The sequence below is a fragment of the Ignatzschineria larvae DSM 13226 genome, assembly GCF_038500265.1.
GTDB classification, from domain to species: Bacteria; Pseudomonadota; Gammaproteobacteria; order Cardiobacteriales; family Wohlfahrtiimonadaceae; genus Ignatzschineria; species Ignatzschineria larvae.
This window is the reverse complement of record NZ_CP150637.1, coordinates 321,357-344,412: the sequence shown is the minus strand read 5'-3', so window position 1 is coordinate 344,412 and position 23,056 is coordinate 321,357. Positions and strand designations below refer to the sequence as shown.

20 protein-coding genes are annotated in these 23,056 nt (G+C 41.0%); 14 read left to right on the top strand and 6 right to left on the bottom strand.

Annotated features, from left to right (window positions below; translation table 11 throughout):
• Positions 1-207 precede the first annotated feature (207 nt).
• From WMO13_RS01530 to WMO13_RS01475, 12 genes are all read left to right on the top strand, one after another.
• Positions 208-1,446, top strand: a complete 1,239-nt coding sequence (locus WMO13_RS01530; protein WP_026878415.1) for a uracil-xanthine permease family protein — start codon at positions 208-210, stop codon at positions 1,444-1,446.
• A 139-nt stretch (positions 1,447-1,585) separates the two neighbouring features.
• The gene (mutY, locus tag WMO13_RS01525; RefSeq protein ID WP_051396097.1) at positions 1,586-2,797 is read left to right on the top strand and encodes an A/G-specific adenine glycosylase; all 1,212 of its coding nucleotides are present in this window, start codon (positions 1,586-1,588) and stop codon (positions 2,795-2,797) included.
• Positions 2,798-3,148: 351 nt separating this feature from the next.
• Entirely contained in the window at positions 3,149-5,635 is a 2,487-nt protein-coding gene (locus tag WMO13_RS01520; protein WP_026878412.1) for a tetratricopeptide repeat protein, read from the top strand.
• Positions 5,636-5,705: 70 nt separating this feature from the next.
• A complete protein-coding gene (locus WMO13_RS01515; protein WP_026878411.1) occupies positions 5,706-6,533 on the top strand; it encodes a symmetrical bis(5'-nucleosyl)-tetraphosphatase in 828 nt (275 codons plus the stop codon).
• A gap of 243 nt (positions 6,534-6,776) precedes the next feature.
• A complete protein-coding gene (gene yihA / locus WMO13_RS01510; RefSeq protein WP_211240385.1) occupies positions 6,777-7,397 on the top strand; it encodes a ribosome biogenesis GTP-binding protein YihA/YsxC in 621 nt (206 codons plus the stop codon).
• Positions 7,387-8,370, top strand: coding sequence for a glucokinase (locus tag WMO13_RS01505; protein ID WP_026878409.1), 984 nt, complete (start codon positions 7,387-7,389; stop codon positions 8,368-8,370). Before yihA ends, WMO13_RS01505 begins: the two co-directional genes overlap by 11 nt.
• A 14-nt stretch (positions 8,371-8,384) precedes the next feature.
• Positions 8,385-9,218: a MurR/RpiR family transcriptional regulator gene (locus WMO13_RS01500; RefSeq protein ID WP_026878408.1), complete on the top strand. Its 834-nt coding sequence runs from the start codon at positions 8,385-8,387 to the stop codon at positions 9,216-9,218.
• A 107-nt stretch (positions 9,219-9,325) separates the two neighbouring features.
• Complete coding sequence (gene truA, locus WMO13_RS01495) at positions 9,326-10,174, top strand: tRNA pseudouridine(38-40) synthase TruA (RefSeq protein WP_245601138.1); 849 nt, start codon at positions 9,326-9,328, stop codon at positions 10,172-10,174.
• Between the two features lie 330 nt (positions 10,175-10,504).
• On the top strand, positions 10,505-11,512 hold the full coding sequence (gene trpS, locus WMO13_RS01490) for a tryptophan--tRNA ligase (RefSeq protein ID WP_026878406.1): 1,008 nt from the start codon (positions 10,505-10,507) through the stop codon (positions 11,510-11,512).
• Between the two features lie 201 nt (positions 11,513-11,713).
• Complete coding sequence (locus WMO13_RS01485) at positions 11,714-12,499, top strand: segregation and condensation protein A (protein WP_026878405.1); 786 nt, start codon at positions 11,714-11,716, stop codon at positions 12,497-12,499.
• Between the two features lie 153 nt (positions 12,500-12,652).
• Positions 12,653-13,021: a ComEA family DNA-binding protein gene (locus WMO13_RS01480; protein ID WP_084331422.1), complete on the top strand. Its 369-nt coding sequence runs from the start codon at positions 12,653-12,655 to the stop codon at positions 13,019-13,021.
• 147 nt (positions 13,022-13,168) lie between these two features.
• Positions 13,169-13,801, top strand: a complete 633-nt coding sequence (locus WMO13_RS01475; protein WP_051396096.1) for a GspH/FimT family protein — start codon at positions 13,169-13,171, stop codon at positions 13,799-13,801.
• A 59-nt stretch (positions 13,802-13,860) separates the two neighbouring features.
• On the opposite strand, the gene WMO13_RS01470 is transcribed toward WMO13_RS01475, so the two are convergent.
• The gene (locus tag WMO13_RS01470; protein WP_034855269.1) at positions 13,861-14,937 is read right to left on the bottom strand and encodes an AI-2E family transporter; all 1,077 of its coding nucleotides are present in this window, start codon (positions 14,935-14,937) and stop codon (positions 13,861-13,863) included.
• 463 nt (positions 14,938-15,400) lie between these two features.
• Here WMO13_RS01470 and WMO13_RS01465 point away from each other — a divergent pair, with 463 nt between their 5' ends.
• Positions 15,401-16,042 (top strand): RnfABCDGE type electron transport complex subunit B, encoded by a 642-nt coding sequence (locus WMO13_RS01465; protein ID WP_026878403.1) that lies wholly within the window; start codon positions 15,401-15,403, stop codon positions 16,040-16,042.
• A 290-nt stretch (positions 16,043-16,332) separates the two neighbouring features.
• Positions 16,333-16,965: an endonuclease III gene (gene nth / locus WMO13_RS01460; RefSeq protein ID WP_026878402.1), complete on the top strand. Its 633-nt coding sequence runs from the start codon at positions 16,333-16,335 to the stop codon at positions 16,963-16,965.
• 409 nt (positions 16,966-17,374) lie between these two features.
• Here the strand turns inward: nth and WMO13_RS01455 are convergent, their stop codons facing one another.
• The 5 genes from WMO13_RS01455 to lon form a co-directional block, all read right to left on the bottom strand.
• Positions 17,375-18,430 (bottom strand): nitronate monooxygenase, encoded by a 1,056-nt coding sequence (locus WMO13_RS01455; protein WP_026878401.1) that lies wholly within the window; start codon positions 18,428-18,430, stop codon positions 17,375-17,377.
• Positions 18,427-19,203 (bottom strand): TatD family hydrolase, encoded by a 777-nt coding sequence (locus WMO13_RS01450; protein ID WP_026878400.1) that lies wholly within the window; start codon positions 19,201-19,203, stop codon positions 18,427-18,429. Before WMO13_RS01450 ends, WMO13_RS01455 begins: the two co-directional genes overlap by 4 nt.
• A gap of 127 nt (positions 19,204-19,330) precedes the next feature.
• Positions 19,331-19,867 carry a YecA family protein gene (locus WMO13_RS01445; protein ID WP_026878399.1) on the bottom strand — a complete coding sequence of 179 codons (537 nt, stop codon included), beginning with the start codon at positions 19,865-19,867 and terminating at the stop codon, positions 19,331-19,333.
• Between the two features lie 190 nt (positions 19,868-20,057).
• Positions 20,058-20,336 carry an HU family DNA-binding protein gene (locus WMO13_RS01440; protein WP_026878398.1) on the bottom strand — a complete coding sequence of 93 codons (279 nt, stop codon included), beginning with the start codon at positions 20,334-20,336 and terminating at the stop codon, positions 20,058-20,060.
• Positions 20,337-20,466: 130 nt separating this feature from the next.
• Complete coding sequence (lon, locus tag WMO13_RS01435) at positions 20,467-22,917, bottom strand: endopeptidase La (protein ID WP_051396095.1); 2,451 nt, start codon at positions 22,915-22,917, stop codon at positions 20,467-20,469.
• Positions 22,918-23,056 lie beyond the last annotated feature (139 nt).

Genomic DNA, 23,056 nt, shown 5'->3' with positions numbered 1-23,056 from the left:
CCGAGGATTCTCTTTTAGTGCACATTTTATAGGCATAATTGATATTCTCTTATTTCATATCAATCTCACGATTATAGATCATCGACAGTATTGATCTACCTTTTAAAATGTCTACTAAAAGCCTAATCTCGATATTCAGCAGATCGTGATCAACTTGAGTGATGATCACTCAACCATCTTCTTTACTTCGCATATAGGAGCTCATCTATGCAGGTTCTTCATAACGCCGTCGCGGGGCTACAAATTCTCTTTGTTGCTTTCGGTGCCATGGTGCTTGTTCCCCTTTTAACAGGTCTTAATCCCTCAATGGCACTACTCGGTGCCGGTATTGGTACTATTCTTTTCCAAGCCGTCACAGGTTGGAAAGTGCCTATCTTTTTAGGTTCCTCTTTTGCCTTTATCGCCCCTATCATCTTCTCCATCAGTACTTGGGGAATGGGTGCAACGTTCTTTGGACTATTCGCCGCTGGTTTTATGTATTTTGTCTTTGCATTTGCCATCAAACTCAAAGGGCTCGATAGCGTTCATAAACTCATTCCACCTGTTGTCATTGGTCCTGTGATTATCGTCATCGGTCTCTCTGTTGCAGTCGTGGCTACGCAGATGGCGATGGGGAAATCCAATGGTGAGCAAGTGATTGATTATAAGCTCTCCATTTTAGTATCGGCGATTACCTTTGCCACCACAGTGATTGTGACGATGTTTGGCAAACGTTTTTTACGCTTAGTCCCTATTTTATTAGGAATTACCGTAGGCTATATCTTAGCGGCGTGTTTAGGTTTAGTGGATTTTGCACCCGTTGCAGCAGCGCCTTGGTTCCAAATTCCCCATTTTGTGAGCCCTGAAGTCAATTGGATGGCAGCACTCTTTATGTTACCCGTTGCTATTGCCCCTGCCATTGAGCATATCGGTGGTATTATGGCTATTGGTAAGGTTACCGGTAAGGATTACGCCACGAACCCTGGGCTCCATAGAACACTTGCGGGAGATGGACTCGGCGTCTGTGTGGCCGGCCTCATTGGCGGTCCTCCTGTCACCACTTATGGTGAAGTCACCGGCGCAGTGATGATTACCAAAAATGATAAGCCTCTGATTATGACCTATGCAGCGATCTTTGCGATTATTATGGCATTCTTTGGAAAATTTAATGCCTTCTTAAATTCAATTCCACTTCCTGTCATGGGCGGAATTATGATCCTCCTCTTTGGTACAATCGCTAGCCTTGGTTTAAAAGCCTTGATTGATGCTAAAGTAGATATCACGATTCCCCGGAATCTTGTGATCATTAGTGCAACCCTCATTACCGGCGTGGGCGGTTATACCATTGAAATTGGTTCATTCCCATTTGCCGGCGTAGGCCTTGCTTCTGTACTTGCGATTGTACTTAACCTAATTCTGCCTCACCCTAAAACAGAGAAAGCAGAAGATTTAGAAGCCGATCTTTAATCTATCATCAGTAATATGAATAATGCATCTATCCTCGATAGGTGCATTTTTTCTGGGAATCGTTTATTCTCTTCACTCAATCCTTTGCCCGATCCCACCATTTTAGATATAACGCTATTTAAGCAATTAATACCCTCTTATGAATCCTCAATTACCCTCTGATACCCTCTCGCTGGATCAATCTCTTCCTCAAGATGACACACTGCTTGCGCCCATTACTGCACAGCAGATTCGTTATTTTCAAGCACGACTATTAGAGTGGTTTGAGCGTGAGGGGCGACACGATCTTCCTTGGAAACCTCAAGATTGCTTCTCCCTCAAGATTAATCTCTATCGCATTTGGATCTCCGAGATTATGTTGCAGCAGACACAAGTGGCGACAGTGATTCCCTATTTTGAACGCTTTATGACTGCATTTCCCACGCCGGAAGCCTTAGCCGATGCCAGCGAAGAAACGGTACTCCATCATTGGCAAGGCTTAGGCTATTACTCTCGGGCTCGTAATTTACATCAAGCCGCTAAAATGTTAGTGGAACAACATCAAGGGCTGATTCCGCCTGATTTTAAAGCCATTCGTAACCTTAAAGGGATCGGTGATACCACCGCAAGCGCCATTTTAGCGCAAGGTTATAATCTCCCCTTTGCTATTTTAGATGGCAATGTTCGTAGAGTGCTCGCCCGGATAACTGGTTTACAAGCACCAAGAACAGAACAAGATAAACGATTAAAACCCATTAGCGATACCTTTCTCTGCCAGCAAAATCCCGCAGATTATACCCAAGCCATTATGGATTTTGGCGCAACGCTCTGTAAATTAAAGCCGGCATGCGATCGATGTTTTTTAACCGATATCTGCCAAGCTTACTTACATAATGCAACGAATACTATTCCGGCAAAAGCCATTAAGAAGACGCGCCCTGTCGAATCAGTAGCGCTCTTACTCTTTCACAATGAAAAAGGGGATATTCTTCTTGAAAAACGGCCGGCGAATGGGATTTGGGGTAATCTCTATTCTCTTCCTGAAATGATCCTTCAAGGGCGTAACTCCAAGAGTCAATCAAGCGCTATTTTTCAGCTTGATGACAAAACGTATCAATTAACCGACTTTCAAGACCGGAAACAAGCCGCCGCTTTCCAACATCAATTTACGCACTATACCTTAGAAGCCACGCTCTTTACCGCCACCTTGCCGAGAGAGCTTCAACATAGATTAGATGAAGCATCTCTACATAATAAGGAAGAACGCTATCAATGGGTTGCGATCAATCAACTAGCCAATAAGCCAAAGCCGCAACCAATTGCTCTACTTTTTGAAAAGATCTTTCCAAGTGATGATCTTTTTAATATTTGAATATTGAATTTTATAGTAAGATCGGTTCAAAATAAGCTCATTTAAATGCCGGCGCATCGGTTGTAATAAGTAAGGAAGCGGTTCTATCCGGCATCTTGCAAGTGTTGTTTAAAACCATTTTTCTTAAACCAAACTTACTATACCTGCAACATTGCGAGTATTGAGTTTTATATTTCCAAAAACATTTCAAAATAGGGGCATTCATATCGATATTTTGAAGAGATTGAATGATCCTACATCCCGTTTTTTCACTGATTTTCTTTACTGATTTTCTTGCCCTTATAATTTGTAGTACAATGGCAAAGTCTTTCGGCATTTCAATACCTTCCCCCTTTTCGATCAGAGACTTTAATGAATAGATATCTACTACTAAGATTACGCCATTCGCTATTCCTCGTTCGTGACTATCTTCTTTTTGCGTTATTGATGATTCTTGCATTAACCACAGCAGCTAGCGGTGCACGTACATCTGAATTGCACGTAGCACTTCCTATTATCTCGAAAACGTTCACTGCTTATCAGGCCAAACAACAAAAAGCAGCTGAAATACCCTCAAAATACTCTTCCCAAGAAGCCACTTTAGAGATTCCGCCATTAACGTTACAATCTCAATCTATCACTGAGAACGGCACAACGGATGGTTCTGATATTAGCAACATCTCTCCTAGTAATGCCTTATCTAACGATGATGGGGCTAAAAATGAGGGGTCTGAAAATAAATTACCACAAAATAGAGATCAGAATGACTATATATATGATTTCGCGCGTAGCCCGATCGTTCTCTATTCACCGCTTGTCTTCTCTTATTGGGAACAATTACAAGAAGAACAGGTCATGTCACCAAAACTCACAGCCCAAGAGATTGTGAATAATGAGTTCCTCCACGACACAATTACAGATCTAATTTCACAACATGAAACCCCGATCGATGAGACTATCGAATTACTCTCTGTGCCGATCCAGACAACGGCAAATGCAAACACAACAGAATCAACACCTGTTACCTCTGAAATAGCTATAACCGATACTCCTATCGAGATACTTTCAATCGCAACACCGGTTGTAGAGACATCTAACGATACTAAAAGCAATGATGCGCCCGATCTATCTACAGAGATAGTTGCAAATAAAGAGTCTCTATTAAGAGAACCGGTAGCGCGTAATATTGTCGAGAGTGCCGAGATCGATAAAACAGAAACTTTGACGATCAATGCTACAACTGCTTCAAATACCGCTGAATCTATCCAGATTTATAGTGCAAACTTAAACGAAGAGATCCCTAATAAAGGCGACCTCATTACAGAAAATCTTGCAGATGAGAATTCCTTAGTAAAATCAACAGAATCGATAAAACAAGATGCGCCTTTGCCGATCACAGATGCGGATTCAAATATAAATTCAACAATGGATTCGGAGAAGAATGCCACAGTTGAACAAACCGATGAATTTATCAACCATTATCTACTCTATGCACTCTTCCCGCATCATAAAAAAAGTGTGATTGAAGCCCCGCTCTCTAAATCTTATAAAGAAAATCATGACGTGAATGATAACCATGAAAGTGACTTATCGATCATAAAATTAGTAGATAAGATTGATCATTCATTAAGTTTTAATGATGAGATGAATGATGAGGCTATGGAAGGAACTATCGATGAAGATGCTGGTTTAGAAACAGAATTAACCGAAAGCTATTTTGATAGTTACCAAAATTATCAACAACACTACCAAACACTTGACGAGGACGACGTTCTCTCCTTAGAATCTCAAGCTTACCCATATGTGCAAGATCTCCAATTAGAAGAAGCTTTGAGCTCTGCCGAATTTGAAGACCTCTCCACCAATCAACAGATTGAACAACTACTAACGACTGGAGATTACTACATATTAGCGGATGATGTCGTCAAAGGCCGACAATACTATATTCAAGCAGTTCGCATTGGTGCAAAAGATAAAAACTCCCCAATTTATGCCAAAGCCTTAGTAAAACTTGCGGACCTGGAAGAGAACCCGTATTTAGCACGTTTCCAATATACCAACGCACTTGATATTTATGAAACCCACGTGGGTTTTGATATGGAGATTGCCGATATTCTCATCAAATTAGTATTAACCTTTGATGTCACAACTGAGCGAATCGTAATTTACGAGCTTCTTACCAGAGCCAAGCAGATCCTTGAAAAATATACATACTCACCACAGTACACTATGGTGCTACGTAATCTTGCGATCTATTATGAAGCTGTCGACGATTTCGAAAATGCTGATTCTAATTATCAAGCGGCACTTGCACTTGATCTTGAATATCTCACTACTAATGATATACGCACTATTTTAGCGCTTGAAAATTATGCAGCGTTTTATCTTAAATTTAGAGAATATCAGAAAGCCGAAGAGATTCTTCTATTTAAACTCAGAGCCCACGAAGAGGCGGAAACCATAGATTACTATAATCTTGGCCGTACACAATCGATGTTAGGTTGGACTTATCTACAACTGAAAAATTATGATGATGCATTACATTACTATAACGCAGCGCTTGGTAATATCAATTATAGTATTACCAAAAACCGCTTCATGCCACATTACTACTCATTACCTGCAATTTTTGATCTGATCTATTTCTTTAATATCACTGAAGATCCTGAGCGCGGCGTTCCCTACTTTGAAGTCGCACAAGCATTACTTAATGGAGAAAATGAAGCCTCCGTTTTAGATTATCTAAAAGAGACACCTAAAGAAGTAATCGATTTGGGTCGTATTGTCAATTATCCATGGGCGGCTACAGCAGAAGTCGAAGGACTGATTGCTATGATGCACTACATTGATAAGCAGTAATCTGCGACTCAATGCGACTCGATTTAAAACAGAAACTATAACAAAATAACTTAAAAGGGATTGGGAAACGATGGCAATCTATATTATGGGCGATATTCACGGCTGTTTCGAAGAGTTTGAAATGCTACTCGCGAAAGTCGCATTTAATCATCAAACAGATCAGCTCTATCTTGTCGGAGATCTTATTAACCGTGGCCCTAAATCTCTTGAAGTGATGCAATATCTCCTCGCCCATCAAGACTCCATCTTCCCTGTACTTGGCAATCATGATCTCTCTTACCTTGTCTATGCAGAAGGTGAGACAAAGCTACGCAAAGGAGATACCTATGACGTTATTGCAAAAAGTAGTGATGCGAAAGTCATCAAACAATATCTTCGCAATCAACCCCTAATGCGAACAATCCCAGCACTCAATATCGCCATTGCCCATGCCGGTATTCCGCCTTTTTGGTCTCTTGATGAAGCGATGAAGCTCAATCAAGAAGTGTCAGAACTGCTCGCAACGGAAAAGAAAAAAACCTACAAAAAATTGATTGCTGAGATGTTTGGCAATCATCCTACGGCTTGGTCACCAGCACTTGAAGGGGTAGATCGTATTCGAGCGATCATCAACTATTTCACAAGAATGCGTTATCTCAATCTCGATCAATCCCTCGATTTTGATAATAAGCGTGAAGAGTATGATGCAACCCAAATGCTTCCTTGGTTTAAATTTAATCGAGCACTCGATCGAGATACCCAAATCTTCTATGGCCATTGGGCTTCACTTGGTATTCATCATGAAAACAATACCCATTGCCTTGATTCGGGCTGTGTTTGGGAAGGAGAACTCACCATTGCACGAGTTGATCAAAAGGAGATAATACTTACTAGCGCATCAAGAGATAAAACTGAATAAATAAAACCCAGTAATTTATTAAAATCCGTTAAAATTCGTTAAAGTCATTTCCGTTTCAGTCTCAATGACAAAAGACCATTTAATCAGTGATAAATGATACAGAATGAAATCATTGTATAACTAAAGAAAAGAGGAATAGAGAATCCTTGATTCGGTCTTATCTTTTGCCTTTTAATGCAATTTAGCCCATTTAAGGGTAAAATATGCCGTTACAATTACAATCATGAGAGGATAAGCCACGTTATGCAACCGATTCGGAATTTACTGCGAAAGACTACTTTTGCCACGAGCGCAAATGGCTTAAATCAACTGCCTGAAGATAGTATCGGTGAAATTGCCTTTGCGGGACGCTCAAATGCTGGTAAATCGAGCGCGCTGAATCTCTTAACAGGTCAAAAAAACCTCGCAAGAACGAGTAAAACGCCGGGACGAACGCAGCTTATTAACTACTTTACCATTCAAGAGGGACTCTACTTAGTGGATCTCCCGGGTTATGGTTACGCTAAAGTCCCTCTTCCAATGCGGGAACATTGGCAGAAGATTCTTCAAGGCTATTTTGAAACACGTACCACATTAGATGGGCTGATTATGTTGATGGATTCACGCCATCCGCTTACAGATCTCGACCGGCAGATGCTTCACTGGTGTGAATTTCAAGAGCTACCCACCCATATTTTGCTCACTAAAGCCGATAAATTGAGCAAGAGTGAAGCGAATAATACCCTCTTTAAAGTACGTAAATCGTTAGAAGCAGACTTTACAACGCCTATTACCGTACAACTATTCTCATCCACCAAACCGGAGATTGGTCTTAATGAAGCATTAGACTATTTAGGAAGTTGGATTTCTCATCATGAAGCATAAACCATTAGAAGTGATTATCGCAGATATGGGCGCAACCTATTCTCGAGTAGCTCTACTTGATGAATATCAAGCCATTCGCCATGTGAAAACCTATGCCTCAAATCAGTTTGACTCACCGGCTATGGTTATTAATGCTTATCTTACTGAACAAGCACTTATGATGCCCAATCTTGTACTCATCGCCGTTGCCGCACCGATCAGTCAAGATCAGCTGAATCTTACCAATATTCATTGGGATTTTAGTCAACAAGCCATCGCTAATGAGCTCAACACTAAAGTTGTTTTTCTCAATGATTTTGAAGCACTCTCTATGGCGCTCGATCATATCTCAGATAGTGATCTCCTCCCACTTACCACAAATAGCAACCCCCTCTCTATTGCATTAATGCCTCAGGCCAAAATAGTCATCGGAACAGGTACAGGCTTTGGGACAGCGATGGCGATCACGCTCAATGGTGAGACGCAATCTTTTCCTTCAGAAGGTGGGCACTCTCTCTATGCACCGCAAGATCTCTTTGAAATTGCCATTATGCAGCAATTAATGGATCAACTCGGGCGCCCTATTATTACCGAAGATATTTTAGGTTGTAAGAAAGGCATTACACGCCTTACCAAGATTATGGCAGATCTTGAAGGGGTAACGCTTGATTTTGAACCTACAGCGGAAGCGCTTGTGTTAGCCGCTTGTGAAAATCAATCCCCTTTTGCCATTCAAGTACTCAATCGTTACTGTATGATGCTAGGCAATGTGGCTAGTAATCTGGTTCTAAATACCGGCGCTACAGGTGGTATCTATATCGGTGGTGGATTTGCCCCGAGATTTGGTGAGTTCTTGCAACAATCAGATTTCTATTCCGCTTTTCTCAATAAAGCAAAGGTAGAATCTCTACTTGAAAATATTCCGATTTACCTTATTACACACCCTTACGCCACGTTGGTAGGTTTACAACATATTCTACCAAGATATCTTTAGATTGGAGGTGTTTCATGCTATCCCATATTAAAAATCATTACCATCAACTTCGTAAATCCGAAGCAAAAGTCGCCGATTGGGTGATGGCACATCCGAATGAAACGGTAGACCTCTCTATTAGCGCGCTTGCAGAAAAAGCCGGCGTTTCAGAACCGACGATTATGCGCTTTTGCCATGCACTCAATTATGATGGTTTTCATATCTTTAAACAACTCTTGGCACAAAGTTTAAATGCAGGCGTACCCTTTGTTCATGGCAGTATCTCTCCCCATGACTCTACCTCAAGTATTATTAATAAGCTAATCGATCAATCGAGTGCCGCACTTTTGAATATGAAGCACTACCTCAAAGAGGAAGATCTCGATCAAGCGATTAGTCTACTTGAAAAAGCAAATCAAGTAATGTGTATTGGGCACGGCGTTTCTGGTGTTGTTGCAAATGACATTCAACAAAAATTGCTTAGAGTCGGAATCCCTGTCTCTTCTTACAATGATCACCATGTCCATAGCTTAGCCGCAAGCTTATTAACCCCGGAAGATGTGCTCATTGCTGTCTCTCATACAGGTAAAAGTCAAGATATTATCCATTCTGCCGATATAGCGCTTTCCAATGGCGCGAAAGTCATTGCATTTGCCCCCAAAGGTTCCCCCTTGAGTTCCCATGCAACTGTGATTCTAGAATCCGGGACACAAGAAGATACATCGGAATATATGCCAATGATTTCCCGTCTAGCGGATCTCGCCATCGTCGATATTCTCCTTGTAACCCTGGCCCTTAAAAAAGGTCCTGAATTCCGTATTGCCATGGAAAATGCGCTCAAGATTATTGACTCAAAACGCATGAAATAACGTAATCATGCAATGAAAAGCAATCATCAATGAGCATCAAGCACTCAATATTCCTCATCTGTTAAGCCCTTACGTCTAACATTATTGATACCCTACTTATAATCCGAATGACAACCTCTACAGATATGCAGCTGCCACAACAAGACATGACAATCGCCACACCTCGTTATAAATATGCACTCCTTATTGAGTATGATGGTCGAGATTTTAAAGGTTGGCAGAAGCAGCTCAATCCGCCTGTACGATCTGTGGAAGCGGTGCTTGAACGTGCAATTAGTTTTATTGCCAATGAAGAGGTCAAAATCATCTGCGCGGGGCGCACGGATGCTGGCGTCCATGGGCTTAATCAAGTGATTCATTTTGAAACAAGCGCAAAACGGACGGAACGCGCCTGGTTGCTCGGTGTTAATTCTAATCTTCCTGATGATTGTGCCGTAAAAGGAATCGCAACTGCCCATGCTGATTTCCATGCCCGTTTTAGTGCTATTAGTCGCACTTATCGCTATCGTATTTATCATCATCCTTTACGAAGCCCGCTCGCTCGTTTTTACAGCCATTGGTGCTATCATGCACTCGATCTTGAAGCAATGAATATCGGAAGCCATTATCTTATCGGGGAACACGATTTTTCGGCATTTCGTTCTACCGATTGTCAAGCCCATACCACGATTCGTACTATTGAATATATCCAATTTCGTAAAGAAGATCGCTATATTGAGATGGAAATCAAGGCCAATGCCTTTTTACATAATATGGTGCGTAATATTGTCGGGACGCTACTCGAAGTCGGACTCGGTAAAGAACCGCCGGAATATGTGAAACACGTTTTAGAGAGTTTAGATCGCACTCAAGGGGGAATTACTGCACCACCGCAAGGGCTCTATCTCTATGACGTTGAATATCCCGAAGCGATTAAACCTCAATTTAAAGATTATCAAAATTGTTTTCGAATATAACAGGATCACAGAAACTAAGTAATAAATTACCAACAACGCGACAATGATCAGCAAACAAGTATTGCATTAAAGAGATTCAAGCAAATACTTAATAAAATCGTGCAATTCCCTTACAATAGCCTATGGGTAAAATCATCCATTACCAGATATTCAGCTAGATGCTCAATAGGATGCATCAACGAATACTCAACGGATACAATGAATAAAACGCATGTAGCGATCAAACAGATTTATACCACTCACTGAGTGTGAGTTTGTAATTCAAATAATTCAAATTTATATATTTATTAATGATGCGCCGACGTTAGGCGACTCAATAGAGGATTAGACATGACACAGAAGAAGGTTTTAACAGGTATTAGTACAACAGGCACACCACATCTTGGAAATTACGCCGGCGCTATCCGCCCTGCCATTGAGCTAAGCAAAACCCATGATCAAGCCTTCTTCTTCCTAGCGGATCTTCATTCGTTAATTAAATGCCAAGATCCTGAATTAGTGAATCGTTCACGCCTAGAGATCGCCGCCACTTGGATGGCACTTGGTCTTGATACGGATAAAGCAGTCTTCTATCGTCAATCGGATATTGAAGAGATTCCACAAATCACGTGGCTTCTCAATTGTGTCACCGCAAAGGGAACAATGAATCGGGCTCATGCTTATAAAGCAGCAGTGGATGACAATATGGCCGCCGGGAATGATCCTGATAAAGGGATCACAATGGGGCTCTTCTCTTATCCTGTGTTAATGGCCGCCGATATCCTCACTTTTAACGCAGATTTAGTCCCCGTTGGTAGCGATCAGCGTCAGCATGTGGAGATCGCTCGGGAAATTGCGCAGCGCTTTAATCATATCTATGGTCAAGAATTCTTCGTGATGCCTCAAGAAGTGATTGATGATGAGACAGCGATTCTTCCAGGACTTGATGGCCGGAAGATGAGTAAATCTTATAACAATACAATCCCGCTCTTCTTACCTGAAAAACAGCTGCAAAAATCAATCAACCGCATCGTCACTAACTCTCTTGAACCAGGAGTTCCCAAAGATCCTGATGATGCGCATCTCTTTGAAATCTATAAAGCCTTTGCAACGGAAGCGCAAACAGCTGAGTATCGTCAAGCATTCTTAGATGGGATTGGTTGGGGCGAGGCGAAAAAAATGCTCTTTAATCTCATCAATGATGAACTCAAAGAAGCACGCGAAAAATATTACGCCCTTATGGAAAATCCCAAACAGATTGAAGAAACACTGCAACATGGCGCAGAAAAAGCCCGTATTCCAGCCAGAGAAATGCTACGTAAACTCAAAGATGCCGTAGGTTTGCGCAACTTTATCTAATTGAGTAATTGCGCAATTAATAAATCTAGCAGGCGAACATTAGAAAACAAATAATAAAAAGCAGGTAACGATCGCACAGAGATTGTTACTTGTAATTTATTCTTTGTTCTTAATTACTTGTTCTTAACTACTTGTTCTTCATTATTTGTTATTGATTGTTGATTAATTGAATAAACCATAAATATCGGGAGATTTGAATATATGAGTGAGACGGATAGCACCATTCTCTTTAAAGGTGAGCAACTACAGCTGCCTTTAGATCTCTTTATTCCACCCGATGCCTTTGAAATTTGGTTAGAAGAGTTTGAGGGACCACTTGATCTTCTCTTACATCTCATTCGTAAAAATAACTTCGATATTCTCGATATTCCCATTCGCGAAATTACAACACAATATATGGCGTATATTACCCATCTTGAGGAAGAGCGCTTTGAATTGGCCTCTGAATATCTTGTAATGGCGGCTTGGCTTGCCGAGATTAAATCCCGCATTCTTCTGCCGATGCCAGAGTCCGACAACCCTGATGAAGAGGAACTTGATCCTCGCCAAGAACTTATTCGCAGGTTACAGATCTATGCTCAATATAAAGAGGTGGCTATTGCCCTCTCTAAAAGCCCTCTCTTCTATCGAGATACTTTCCCGATTGCACCAGGAACACCTGACATTAAGATCACACCTGAACCGCCTACGGTTGAATTATCACAACTTGTTGCCGCATTACAAAAGCTCCTTGCGCGAGCGGCGCTACGAGAAAGACATCAAGTTGCCTCTGAAAAGATCTCTATTACAGATCGTATGGCGGAGATTATCACACACTTATCAGTCGAAAAACCGATAGCATTCTCTGAGCTCTTTCATCCTCACGAAGGACGCTACGGCATTACTATCTCTTTCTTATCGCTCTTAGAGTTAGCGAAACAACAATCTATTATTATTGAGCAAGATGAGGCATATGCTGAAATCATGATTTCATTAAAAGCCACCTAAAAATAATTTCTGCAATAATTGCTACCATTTTCCCCTAAATAAAAAATGGTTGCCTACAGTTATAACACCTAGCCGAAGGGATACACGAATTTTAACGTGTGACCTTCTTTTCTATATTCGATATTTTTAATCAATATGAGGTTTGTTATGACTATGTCTACTACAAAAACTATCACTACTACAGCAATTACTAACCGTGTAAAAACAATCAAAGCTGCCTTGGTAAAATTCACAATCGGCGCTCTAGCACTTGGTTCCTTAACCTTAAGCACATTAACATTCGCAGCACCGATTAATATCAATACCGCAGACCTCCCTACCATTATGGAAAATTTAGTGGATGTAGGTCCTGTCAAAGCCGGTGCAATTGTTGAGTATCGAGAGCAAAATGGTCCTTTTAAAGTCGCTGAAGATCTACTCTCTGTCAAAGGCATTGGTGCTAAAACGTTAGAGAAAAACCGCGATAACCTCCTCTTTCTTGAAGTCGAAGAGGTTACGGTTCCGGTAGAAAGCACAAAATAAAGTTATCTCGCAAGAGAGAATCAATAGAGAGGTAGTAAGAAACGGGAATATTCAGTAATAAAAATGTATCAAAGAACTATTATCTCTGCATATATCCCCCCTTCTCATACTCTCCTCTCTTAGATCGTGGCAAATAGGATCATTCAAGTGCATCAGTGCCGGAACAAAAATGTATCAAGTATCTCCCAAACCGCTTCCGAGCGAGGGATCTCACTCATTGAGAGTTTGATCACCTTACTGTTAATCGCTTTGATTGCCCTATTTGCCACGCCTCTGTATCACAATCTCAAAATCACGCTGCAAGCTGAAAAGCTACAATTCCTACTGACACAAGATCTGCAGTTAGCGAAAAGCCTTGCTTCTATAGAGCATCGTCCTATCTCCCTCTGTGGCACTGAAAATGGCTATCAATGTGTGAGTCCGCAAACAGAAACTTGGCTCGGCTGGATTCTCTTTTATGATGATACGGCCAACTTTATACCCACATCTGACACAATCATTCACTCCGTCAATCCTAATGAACTTGCCCCCTATTTTATCCTTAAAAGCACGGTGAATATTGCCGGCGGTATTAATATTGCCCCTAGGCGAGAATACGCTTATGGTATGGGTCGATCACTTCCGAATGGTCGAATCAAACTCTGCCCTCAACCGGCTAAGATCTCAAATAGTTCCAACACTTCAGATCACTCTAATAATCAAGAAATCCAAACAGATACAGAATGGATTATTAATGTTTATGGTTACTTTCGCGTAAGTAAAGAAAAAGGACGCTGCTAAGCGCCCTTTCTTCCGATCCGTATATCGTTATTAATATTACGGTATGACATATCCCTTTATTACGATACTTGCCGCTTTCCTTTATAGAAATCACTATTAAGATACCAATGATATAAACGACGAAGCGCAACCATCAAGACAGCGCAGACAGGAAGCGCTAACAGAATTCCTACAAAGCCAAATAGGCTTCCGCCGACCATTAAAGCAAAAACTACAGCAATCGGATGCATCCCTAGTTTATCGCCAATCAAAATCGGTGTTAAAACAAAGCTCTCCATCAATTGCCCAATACCGAAGACAACACCGACGAGGATCAAATGCGTTAATGTTCCATATTGGAACCAAGCCACTAATAAGCCCATAATCACGCCTGATGTGGCGCCAAAGTAAGGGATAAAACTAATTAAACCGGCAATTAAGCCTATGACTAAGCTATATTCCACGCCAATTAAGCTCAAACCAATACCATAAATACAGGCCAAACAGAACATGACGGTTAATTGTCCACGCAGGAAGCTACTGAGCATAAAGTTCGCTTCATGTAGGAAATCCATCGTTTGTGGAAAGATAGAACGCGGAATTAAGGTTTCCATCTTCTCCGTAATCGTCATCCAATCGCGCATTAAGTAGAAAGTAATCATCGGTATCAAGACTAAACTTGCGATAAATCCGATGAGACTCAAGATCAAGCCACTAATAGAGGGGGCTAATCGCGAAGTAATCTCTCCTAAAATATTCAGAGATTTACTTAAAGCACGCTGTACAGAGGCCTTATTCATCTCAAGGCTCTCAAGTGAGAGATAATGTTCTAGACGGGGGAAGACATTATCTTGAAGCCAAAGATAGTAAGTCGGAATTTTATCTAAGAAGACTAAAATCTGATTAATGACCTGTGGAATAACGACCAGTAAAATGAGCAATAGCAGTAAAAATAACCCAACGAAAACAATACTCACCGCCCAAACTCGAGAGATACGCTTCGATTCAATTTTTAAAACCAAAGGATTCCCTAAATAGGCTAAACCAAAAGCGACTAGAAAAGGGATTAAAACCGAAGAGAGCCGATGAATAAGATAGACGGTTAGAATAACCCCTAACCAGAAAAAGATTAATCGGTTAACACGATCAAATAACATGTAAACTCCTAATGGGGCTTATAAGATTGATAGGGTGAGATCCACATAGTTTGATTATCACTGACGATAAATCCTCACTACATTTCCTCTCTATAAAATATACGATTCAAATCTGCTACAAGATATCTCTAATTCCATATTTCTCATTTCATATTTCATATTAATGGATCATCAGATTCTCTTAATCATAGCAAGCATTGCGCTATTGTACGCAAAATCTACACTTTTATAATGTTTTTTCTGATTTTTCTGCTTTTTCTAAGATATTGATAAAAACCTTTTTGATTGTCTACAATTAAGAATCATAAAACCGACAAGATCGATAGAAGCAAGATCCCAAGCAATAAGGTATAATCTTGAGTTTAAATCAATTCACCATTATGTGAATTGTCCTTACGATCAAAGCTGAGAAATCATCTCCTTGCAACAATCGGATATCCATTACAATATTCAATAGAGATATATGGCCAATAGTACTGAAACAGAGATCGCGTTAGTAGATCAGCTTCTGCCACAAACACAGTGTGAGCAGTGTGACTATGAGGGTTGCTACGCTTATGCTAGCGCAATTATTACTGAGAATGCCCCTATTAATCGCTGCCCTCCCGGCGGTAAAGCAGTGATTCGTGCGCTGAGTCAATTACTCAATCAACCGGAAATTCCCCTCGATACAACACTCGGCGAATATACCCCTCCACAAGTCGTACGAATTGAGGAAGATTACTGCATTGGTTGTATGAAATGTATTTTAGCCTGCCCGGTGGACGCTATCGTGGGGGCGCGCCGATTAATGCATACAGTTATTCGTGATGAATGCACCGGGTGTGCACTCTGCATCCCCCCTTGCCCACTGAACTGTATTGTCATTGAACCGCTCAATGTCACTATTCCCGCAAATCAAATAGGGCTTACTGAATTTGAACAGCAACGTGCCGAGCAATCACGCCGGCGTTTTAATGCTAAAAAAGCACGAGAAGCCGCTCGCAATAGTATTACTGATACACAGCCACCGCAAGAGAAGAAGCTTGCTGAGCCAGTATCTAAAAACAAGATGCTCGATCTAATTCAAATGGCACGCAAAGAATTTAAAAGTAAAAGTTCTTAAGATCCATAACAATCAATTTTCGTGAATAATAAACTGTAAAATAGAAAGCACTCATAGATAAATCATACCATTCAACAATCGGATACTCTTTTATGACAGACGCTGAAAAAAAGTCATCGACTACTCAAAAAGTAACAACTCAAAATGAAGCTAGCCCAAAAACGAAAAGGTCTACTAAAAAAGCCTCTTCGACTAAAAGTGATTCTGCTAAAAAGTCTACCGCAAAGAAAACTATCGCTAAAAAACGGCCAGTAAAAAAATCCACAGCTCAAAAACTTTATCAAAGATTGATGACAAAAGATGAAATTGAGGCCTTTTTCACGATCTTACAACGGGAAAATCCCCATCCAACGACTGAGCTTAATTATAGTTCTACCTTTGAATTACTCGTTGCCGTACTTCTGTCAGCGCAATCCACTGATGTCGGTGTCAATAAAGCCACCGTTCATCTTTTTAAAGCTGCGAATAAGCCCGATACGATGTATGCCTTAGGGGAAGAGAAAATCCGAGACTATATTAAAACTTTAGGGCTCTATAATGGCAAGGCTGCAAATCTCTATCAGACCTGCCATATTTTAGCTACGCAATACAACAACGAAGTACCCGATACTCGAGAAGCCCTCGAAGCCCTTCCTGGCGTTGGGCGAAAAACAGCCAATGTTATTCTCAATACCGCTTTTAGGCAACCTACAATGGCAGTAGATACCCATATTTTTCGGCTCTCAAATCGTACCGGTTTAGCGCCAGGCAAAGATGTCCTAGAAGTAGAACAAGAATTGCTAAAACGAATCCCTAAACCTTTCCTATTAGATGCCCATCATTGGCTGATTCTTCATGGGCGCTATACTTGTGTCGCCCGCAAACCTCGCTGTGGCGCTTGCGTGGTATATGACCAATGCCAATTTTTAGAAAAGACAGAATAGTCTTTAAATGTATTTAAATATACTAATTTGCCGGCATACGATTATAAGAAGAACGAGCCGGCAATGTGAGAAGCTATCTTATTTATTTCAAATAAAAGATCTCTTACGGCGGGAGGGAATGCTTGCAATTCCAGCAAAATCACGCGCCCGCAGTTGAGAAGCTCAAAGCCTCCTATAACGAAATAAGATCATCAGCCAACTAGCAAGTAATAACCATCAAAATATCCGGCATTAAATGATGCTACAACTGCCGGTGTGCGATTATAAGAAGAACGGGATCATTCGACCCGGCAATGCGAGAAGCTATCTTATGTATTTCAAATAAAATATCTCTTACGGCGGGAGAGAATGCTTGCAATTCCAGCAAAACCCAGCACCCGCAGTTGAGATTAATAAAATAAAATATCGCCTAATTCACTAAGGATGCCATTAAAGCACCTACCGATAGACGTTGGCAAAATGGCGCATTGACGCTTGCCCAAATCGGTTGAAACTCTTCGCTTTCGCTACCAGACTCTAACTCATCAATGGTTGCGGCATGAATTAAAAAGAGTTGCTCAGGAAATGGTAATGTGGTTTTCTTCACTCGATTGAGCACTTGTGCTCCTTGATTACTAAAACAGCGCCCCATAATCCCGGTCCAATGGGCTGTTAAGATCGTATCATATTCATTACCTGATAAGATCTTATCCGCCTCTATCTCTGTTAAGCCACTCTCCGGCGTTAACATAAAAGCTGTACCAATCCCAACACCATCCGCTCCTTGGATAATCAACGAAGCGAAAGAAGATTTATTATATACACCACCAGACACAATAAAAGGCTGCTCAAGCACTTGATTCGCTTGTGTCACTAATGTTGAAGCACTGAAACTATGTTGCTGCGGATCACCAATAAAAGTACCGCGCATTCCCCCTGATTCACTCCCTTGCAATAAGTGAATATCCACACCACTCTCTTCCCAAAGTAACGCTTCAACCATATGCGTTGAATGCCCCATAATCTTAATGCCGGCATCTTTGAGAAGTGCAATATTCGTTTCATCAGGAATGCCAAAAGAGAAACTTACCACAGCCACTTCCATCTCAATCAAAATATCGATGAGATCCTCAATCGGAGATAGCTCCCAAGCCTCAGTATTGAGCGCATCCACTTCAAGTTGCGCCGCACCCGCAAAACCTTCAATCGCTTTAATCGCCGCTTGATAACGAGATTCGGCAAGTTCATGCTTATTCGCAATCAGCAGATTCACCCCAAAAGGCTTTTCCGTTAATGCCCTCACCGCTTCAATCTCATGTTGCAAGGCTTCCGGTGTTAGCAATCCACCTGCAATCATACCAAGCCCACCCTCATTAGAGATCGAGGCTACTAATTCTGTAGAATCCCCATGATAGAGCGGTACTTGCACAATAGGATACTCAATACCGAGTAATTGGGGTAATTTTGCAGGTTTTTTAATAGTCATGACAGCTCCAAATTAAATAGTTGAACTACATTCTCTGTGGTTATCTTAGCAAGATCTTCAAGCGTGAGCGATCTTTGTTGTGCAATTGATTGGGCAATTTGATAGAGATCTTCAGGATAATGAATCTCTCCTTTTGTGCGGTAAGCACCTACTTGATAAGGACCATCAGTTTCAAGTAGTAATCGAGAAAGTGGAATCTGCAATAAATTTTGCTGCATCCGTTTCGCTCGATGATAAGTAACCGCACCACCCATTCCAATATAATACCCTAAATCGATAATCTGCTCGAGCTGCTGTAAGCTCCCATTAAAGCTATGAAATACGCCACGCACTGCAGGATAACGCCGAAGAATCTTTAATACCTGATCCACCGCTTTATAAGAGTGAATGATTAACGGAAGATTCAATGATTCTGCTAACTCAACTTGCGCTTCAAAAACCATCAATTGCCTAGCCTTTTGACTAATAAGTGCATCCGTTGAAAAATCAAGCCCACACTCGCCAATCGCAATCGCTTGATGTTGAGCCAAAGCATTGGCCAATAATGATTGCCAACCATCAGAAACAGTTAATACTTCCCAAGGATGCACCCCGAAACCATTCGCTATCCCTTGATACCTTGCTTTAAGCAGTACCTGCATCTCAATATCCGCAAGCTCTGTTCCTGGCACAATCCAACCACTAACACCTAACGATTGTGCTTTTGAGAGCACTTCTGATAAATTCTTATACAGAGGGGAATTGAGATGAATATGGGAATCAATTAGTTGCACAAAATAGAATCCTTCTCACTAGTCCAGCCTATAAAATAACACAATGTCACAATATCAAATTAACAACCCTAATAAAATAATATTGAATTAACAAATTAGATCGAATAGGTCATTTTGTAGCCATTATTTAATGGACTTTAGGTTGATCTTTTAACGAAAAATAGAGCATTAATGCACCTACACGAACAAACTCAACGAGCTCTTCTAGCGCTATTCGATCTTCTTCTGTTGCGATATCATTCATGACATTTTCAATATCTAATGAAGAAAATTCAAGTACATAGCGAATAAAATCCCGACCATCTTCATCAAGCCCTTTGTAAAGCTCACTCGATAAACCAAAGCCATAACTAAAACCATAACACCAGCTAATAAAGCCCTCGATACGCTCTTTAAGATGATCCTCTTCGGCGATTAATAGGCGCAAGTTAAATTCTGTTGAGTCCATCTCAGCAATGGTCTTTTCATAGAGAATTTTGAGAATCTCTTCGTTAAGTGGTTGATCCCCCTCTTGAATACGATGAAGCTCTTGCATCCAATCTTGGAAATGATCGAATGAAGTTCCACATAATAGCGCCACTAAAATACCCTGAGCTTCAGCTAAGTTGAGCCCTTCAAATTGTGACTGTAAGAGATCATAAGTGATCGAAGGTGCTTCTTGCATTCTTGACTCCCAAATTCAATAGTGTAAATCAATAGTATTAAAGCGCTCTATTATAGCTGTATCCTAGAAAATAGACTATCAACAAACAGAAGAAATTCATGCTAAAAGTTACCCATAAATGACTCATGAAAAAAGGCTTTAGTACAGATGCACTAAAACCTTCTAAATTTTGGATAAGTATGAAACAAACTTACTTATTTACAGACTCACGTAATCCTTTACCTGCTTTAAATGCTGGAACACGTGACGCTTTGATTTGAATAGTTTTTTCAGGGTTACGTGGGTCACGACCAACACGAGCTGCACGATCGCGCACAGTGAAAGTACCGAAACCAATTAAAGTGACGCTATCGCCTTTTGCAAGCGCTTCAGTAATTGTTTCCATTACTGCTTCAACTGCTTTCGCAGAAGCTACTTTCGTCATTTCCGTTTTTTCTGCTACTGCAGCAATCAATTCAGTTTTGTTCATAAAATTTTTCCTACTTTTTAATAAAACATGTGATTTGCACCGATTTTTAGTGCTTATGTCTAATCAAATTAACAAACTTTGTTAATTCTGTATAGTTTTATACGTCCGTATAGCCCGCAAGTCAAGTATTTCAATGTGTTTTCGCACTATTTTTGATCTTATCTTGATCTTCATTCATCAAGGTAAAGCTACTAAAACGTTCCCAATCATCCGCTCTTGTAAGTGCTTGAGTCAAGGCATAATCGACCACTTCATCAAATGTTTTCACAGGAATTATCTCTAATTTTGTTAAAACATTATCAGGTACATCCTCTAAATCTTTGAGATTCTCTTCTGGAATTAATACTGTTTTAATGCCGGCACGTTCTGCCGCAATCAATTTCTCTTTTAGACCACCAATAATCAGAACATGACCTCGAAGTGTAATTTCTCCCGTCATGGCAATATCTGAACGGATCGGCACCCCTAAAAGCGCCGAGAGAATCGCTAATGTAATCGCAGCTCCCGCACTTGGGCCATCTTTCGGTACCGCGCCTTCCGGTGCATGAACATGGATATCCCATTTTTTATAGAAATCTTCCGGCAAACCATAGAGGTTACTACGCGCACGAATGACTGTTAGTGCAGTTCTCACAGACTCTTTCATCACATCGCCAAGACTGCCGGTTGCGATTAGTTCACCTTTACCCGGCACTAATTGCACTTCAATCCCTAAGAGATCACCGCCTACTTGTGTCCAAGCAAGGCCATTCACATAACCAATTTCATGAGCCTCTTCTTTAATTCCATGACGATATTTAGTGGCGCCAAGATAATGTTTAATCCGTTCAGGCGTGATCACTTCCCCTTGCCGATTTTTATCTTTTTCAAGTAAGCGCTCTTTGATAAACTTCCGGCAGATCGTATTTAACTCTCGATTTAAATTCCGAACGCCGGCTTCTTTCGTATAGTGATTAATTAAAAAGAGTAGCCCTTCATCTGTAAAGCGAATCTCTTCTTTTGAGAGCTTATTCTCTCTATAACACTCCGGTACAAGGTGCTCTTTAGCAATCGCTAGCTTTTCAAGCTCGGTATAACTTGAGAGCTCAATAATATCCATTCGATCCCGAAGTGGGCCTGGAATATTGTAGCTATTCGCAGTGGCAATAAACATCACTTCAGAGAGATCGATATCCACATCGAGATAATGATCATTGAAGTTACTATTTTGCTCAGGATCGAGCACTTCTAACAGTGCATCCGCAGGATCTCCTTTATGGGTACTCCCTGTTTTATCAAGCTCATCGAGCAGAATTAGAGGGTTTTTTGTCTTCGCCTTGGTTAAAAGCTGGACTAATTTCCCCGGCATTGCCCCGATATAGGTTCGGCGATGACCGCGAATTTCCGCTTCATCATTCACTCCACCTAAGCTCATACGCATAAATTCCCGCCCTGTCGCTTCGGCAATGGAACGCGCGAGCGATGTTTTACCTACTCCCGGCGGCCCAATAAAGCAGAGGATATCCCCTTTTTTACTTTTGGTATGACTGATCACCGCTAAATGATCGAGAATATGATCTTTGACTTTCGTTAAGCCGGAATGATCTTTATCTAAAGTCTTCTTCGCCGTTGCTAAACCATAACGCAAACGAGAACGCTCATTCCAAGGCATTTTGAGTAACCAATCGATATAAGTGCGGGAAACCGTTCCTTCTGCGGACATTGTCGGCATCGATTTCAAACGTTTTACTTCATTTAAGGCTTTCTCTTCGGCCTCAAGAGGCATCTTCGCGGCCCGAATTTTTTCCTCAAGCTCTTCTAATTCAGAAAGCCCCGAATCACTCAGTTCATCAAGCTCTTTATTAATCGCTTTGATCTGCTCATTGAGATAATATTCCCGCTGATTTTTGCTAATTTGCGTCTGCACTAAACCGTGAATACGGCGCTGAAGGTCGATAATATTCAGCTCCACCGTTAAACTATGAATCAGCGCATCCGCCGCGCCACCGAGCTCATCTTCTGCTAAAATCGCCTGTTTTTTCTCCACACTCATCGGAATTTCTGTGGCAAGCTTCATCACAAGCGGATAGAGCGTCCGATCTTCTAGTAGCAATTCTGGCGTTAATTGTTTAATTTGCGCATTTTCTAACAGTTTTTTGACCAATTTTTCAAAGGTTAAGGCGTACACCTCTTTCTCTGCTAATGAGAGATGATCTTCAAAAGGCGCAAGTTCATACTGTCCCATCACAAAATCATAAACATAACCTTCACTATTTTCATAAACGAGCGCTTTAGTAGATTTTAATTTAACACGCTCAATCGCTTCGACTGATACTTGATACGAGCCCCCTTTTGAGAGTTTACTCGATACAACACGCACCACAACGCCGGTATGATAGACCGAATCCATTGTGATCGATTCATCATCAGGATCTTTTAAACTCATTAAGAGCACCCGATGATCGACTTCAACCGCCATCTCTAAAGCGCCGATAGAGAGTGGTCGCCCCACTAATAATGGCGTTTTAGTTCCCGGAAATACCACTAAATCCCGCAGTGCAAGAATGGGTAGTTCCGCATATTGATTCTTTTTTTGAGACATCTCTGTTTTATCTCCGATCTTTTATAATTTTATAGGGCGTTTGTTATTGACTCTTAAGATCTTAACACCTAACAGCCTTTGATAGAAGTTATGCTATAGTAGCCTTTTAACATTCGCTTTTATATTTCCTATCTCATTT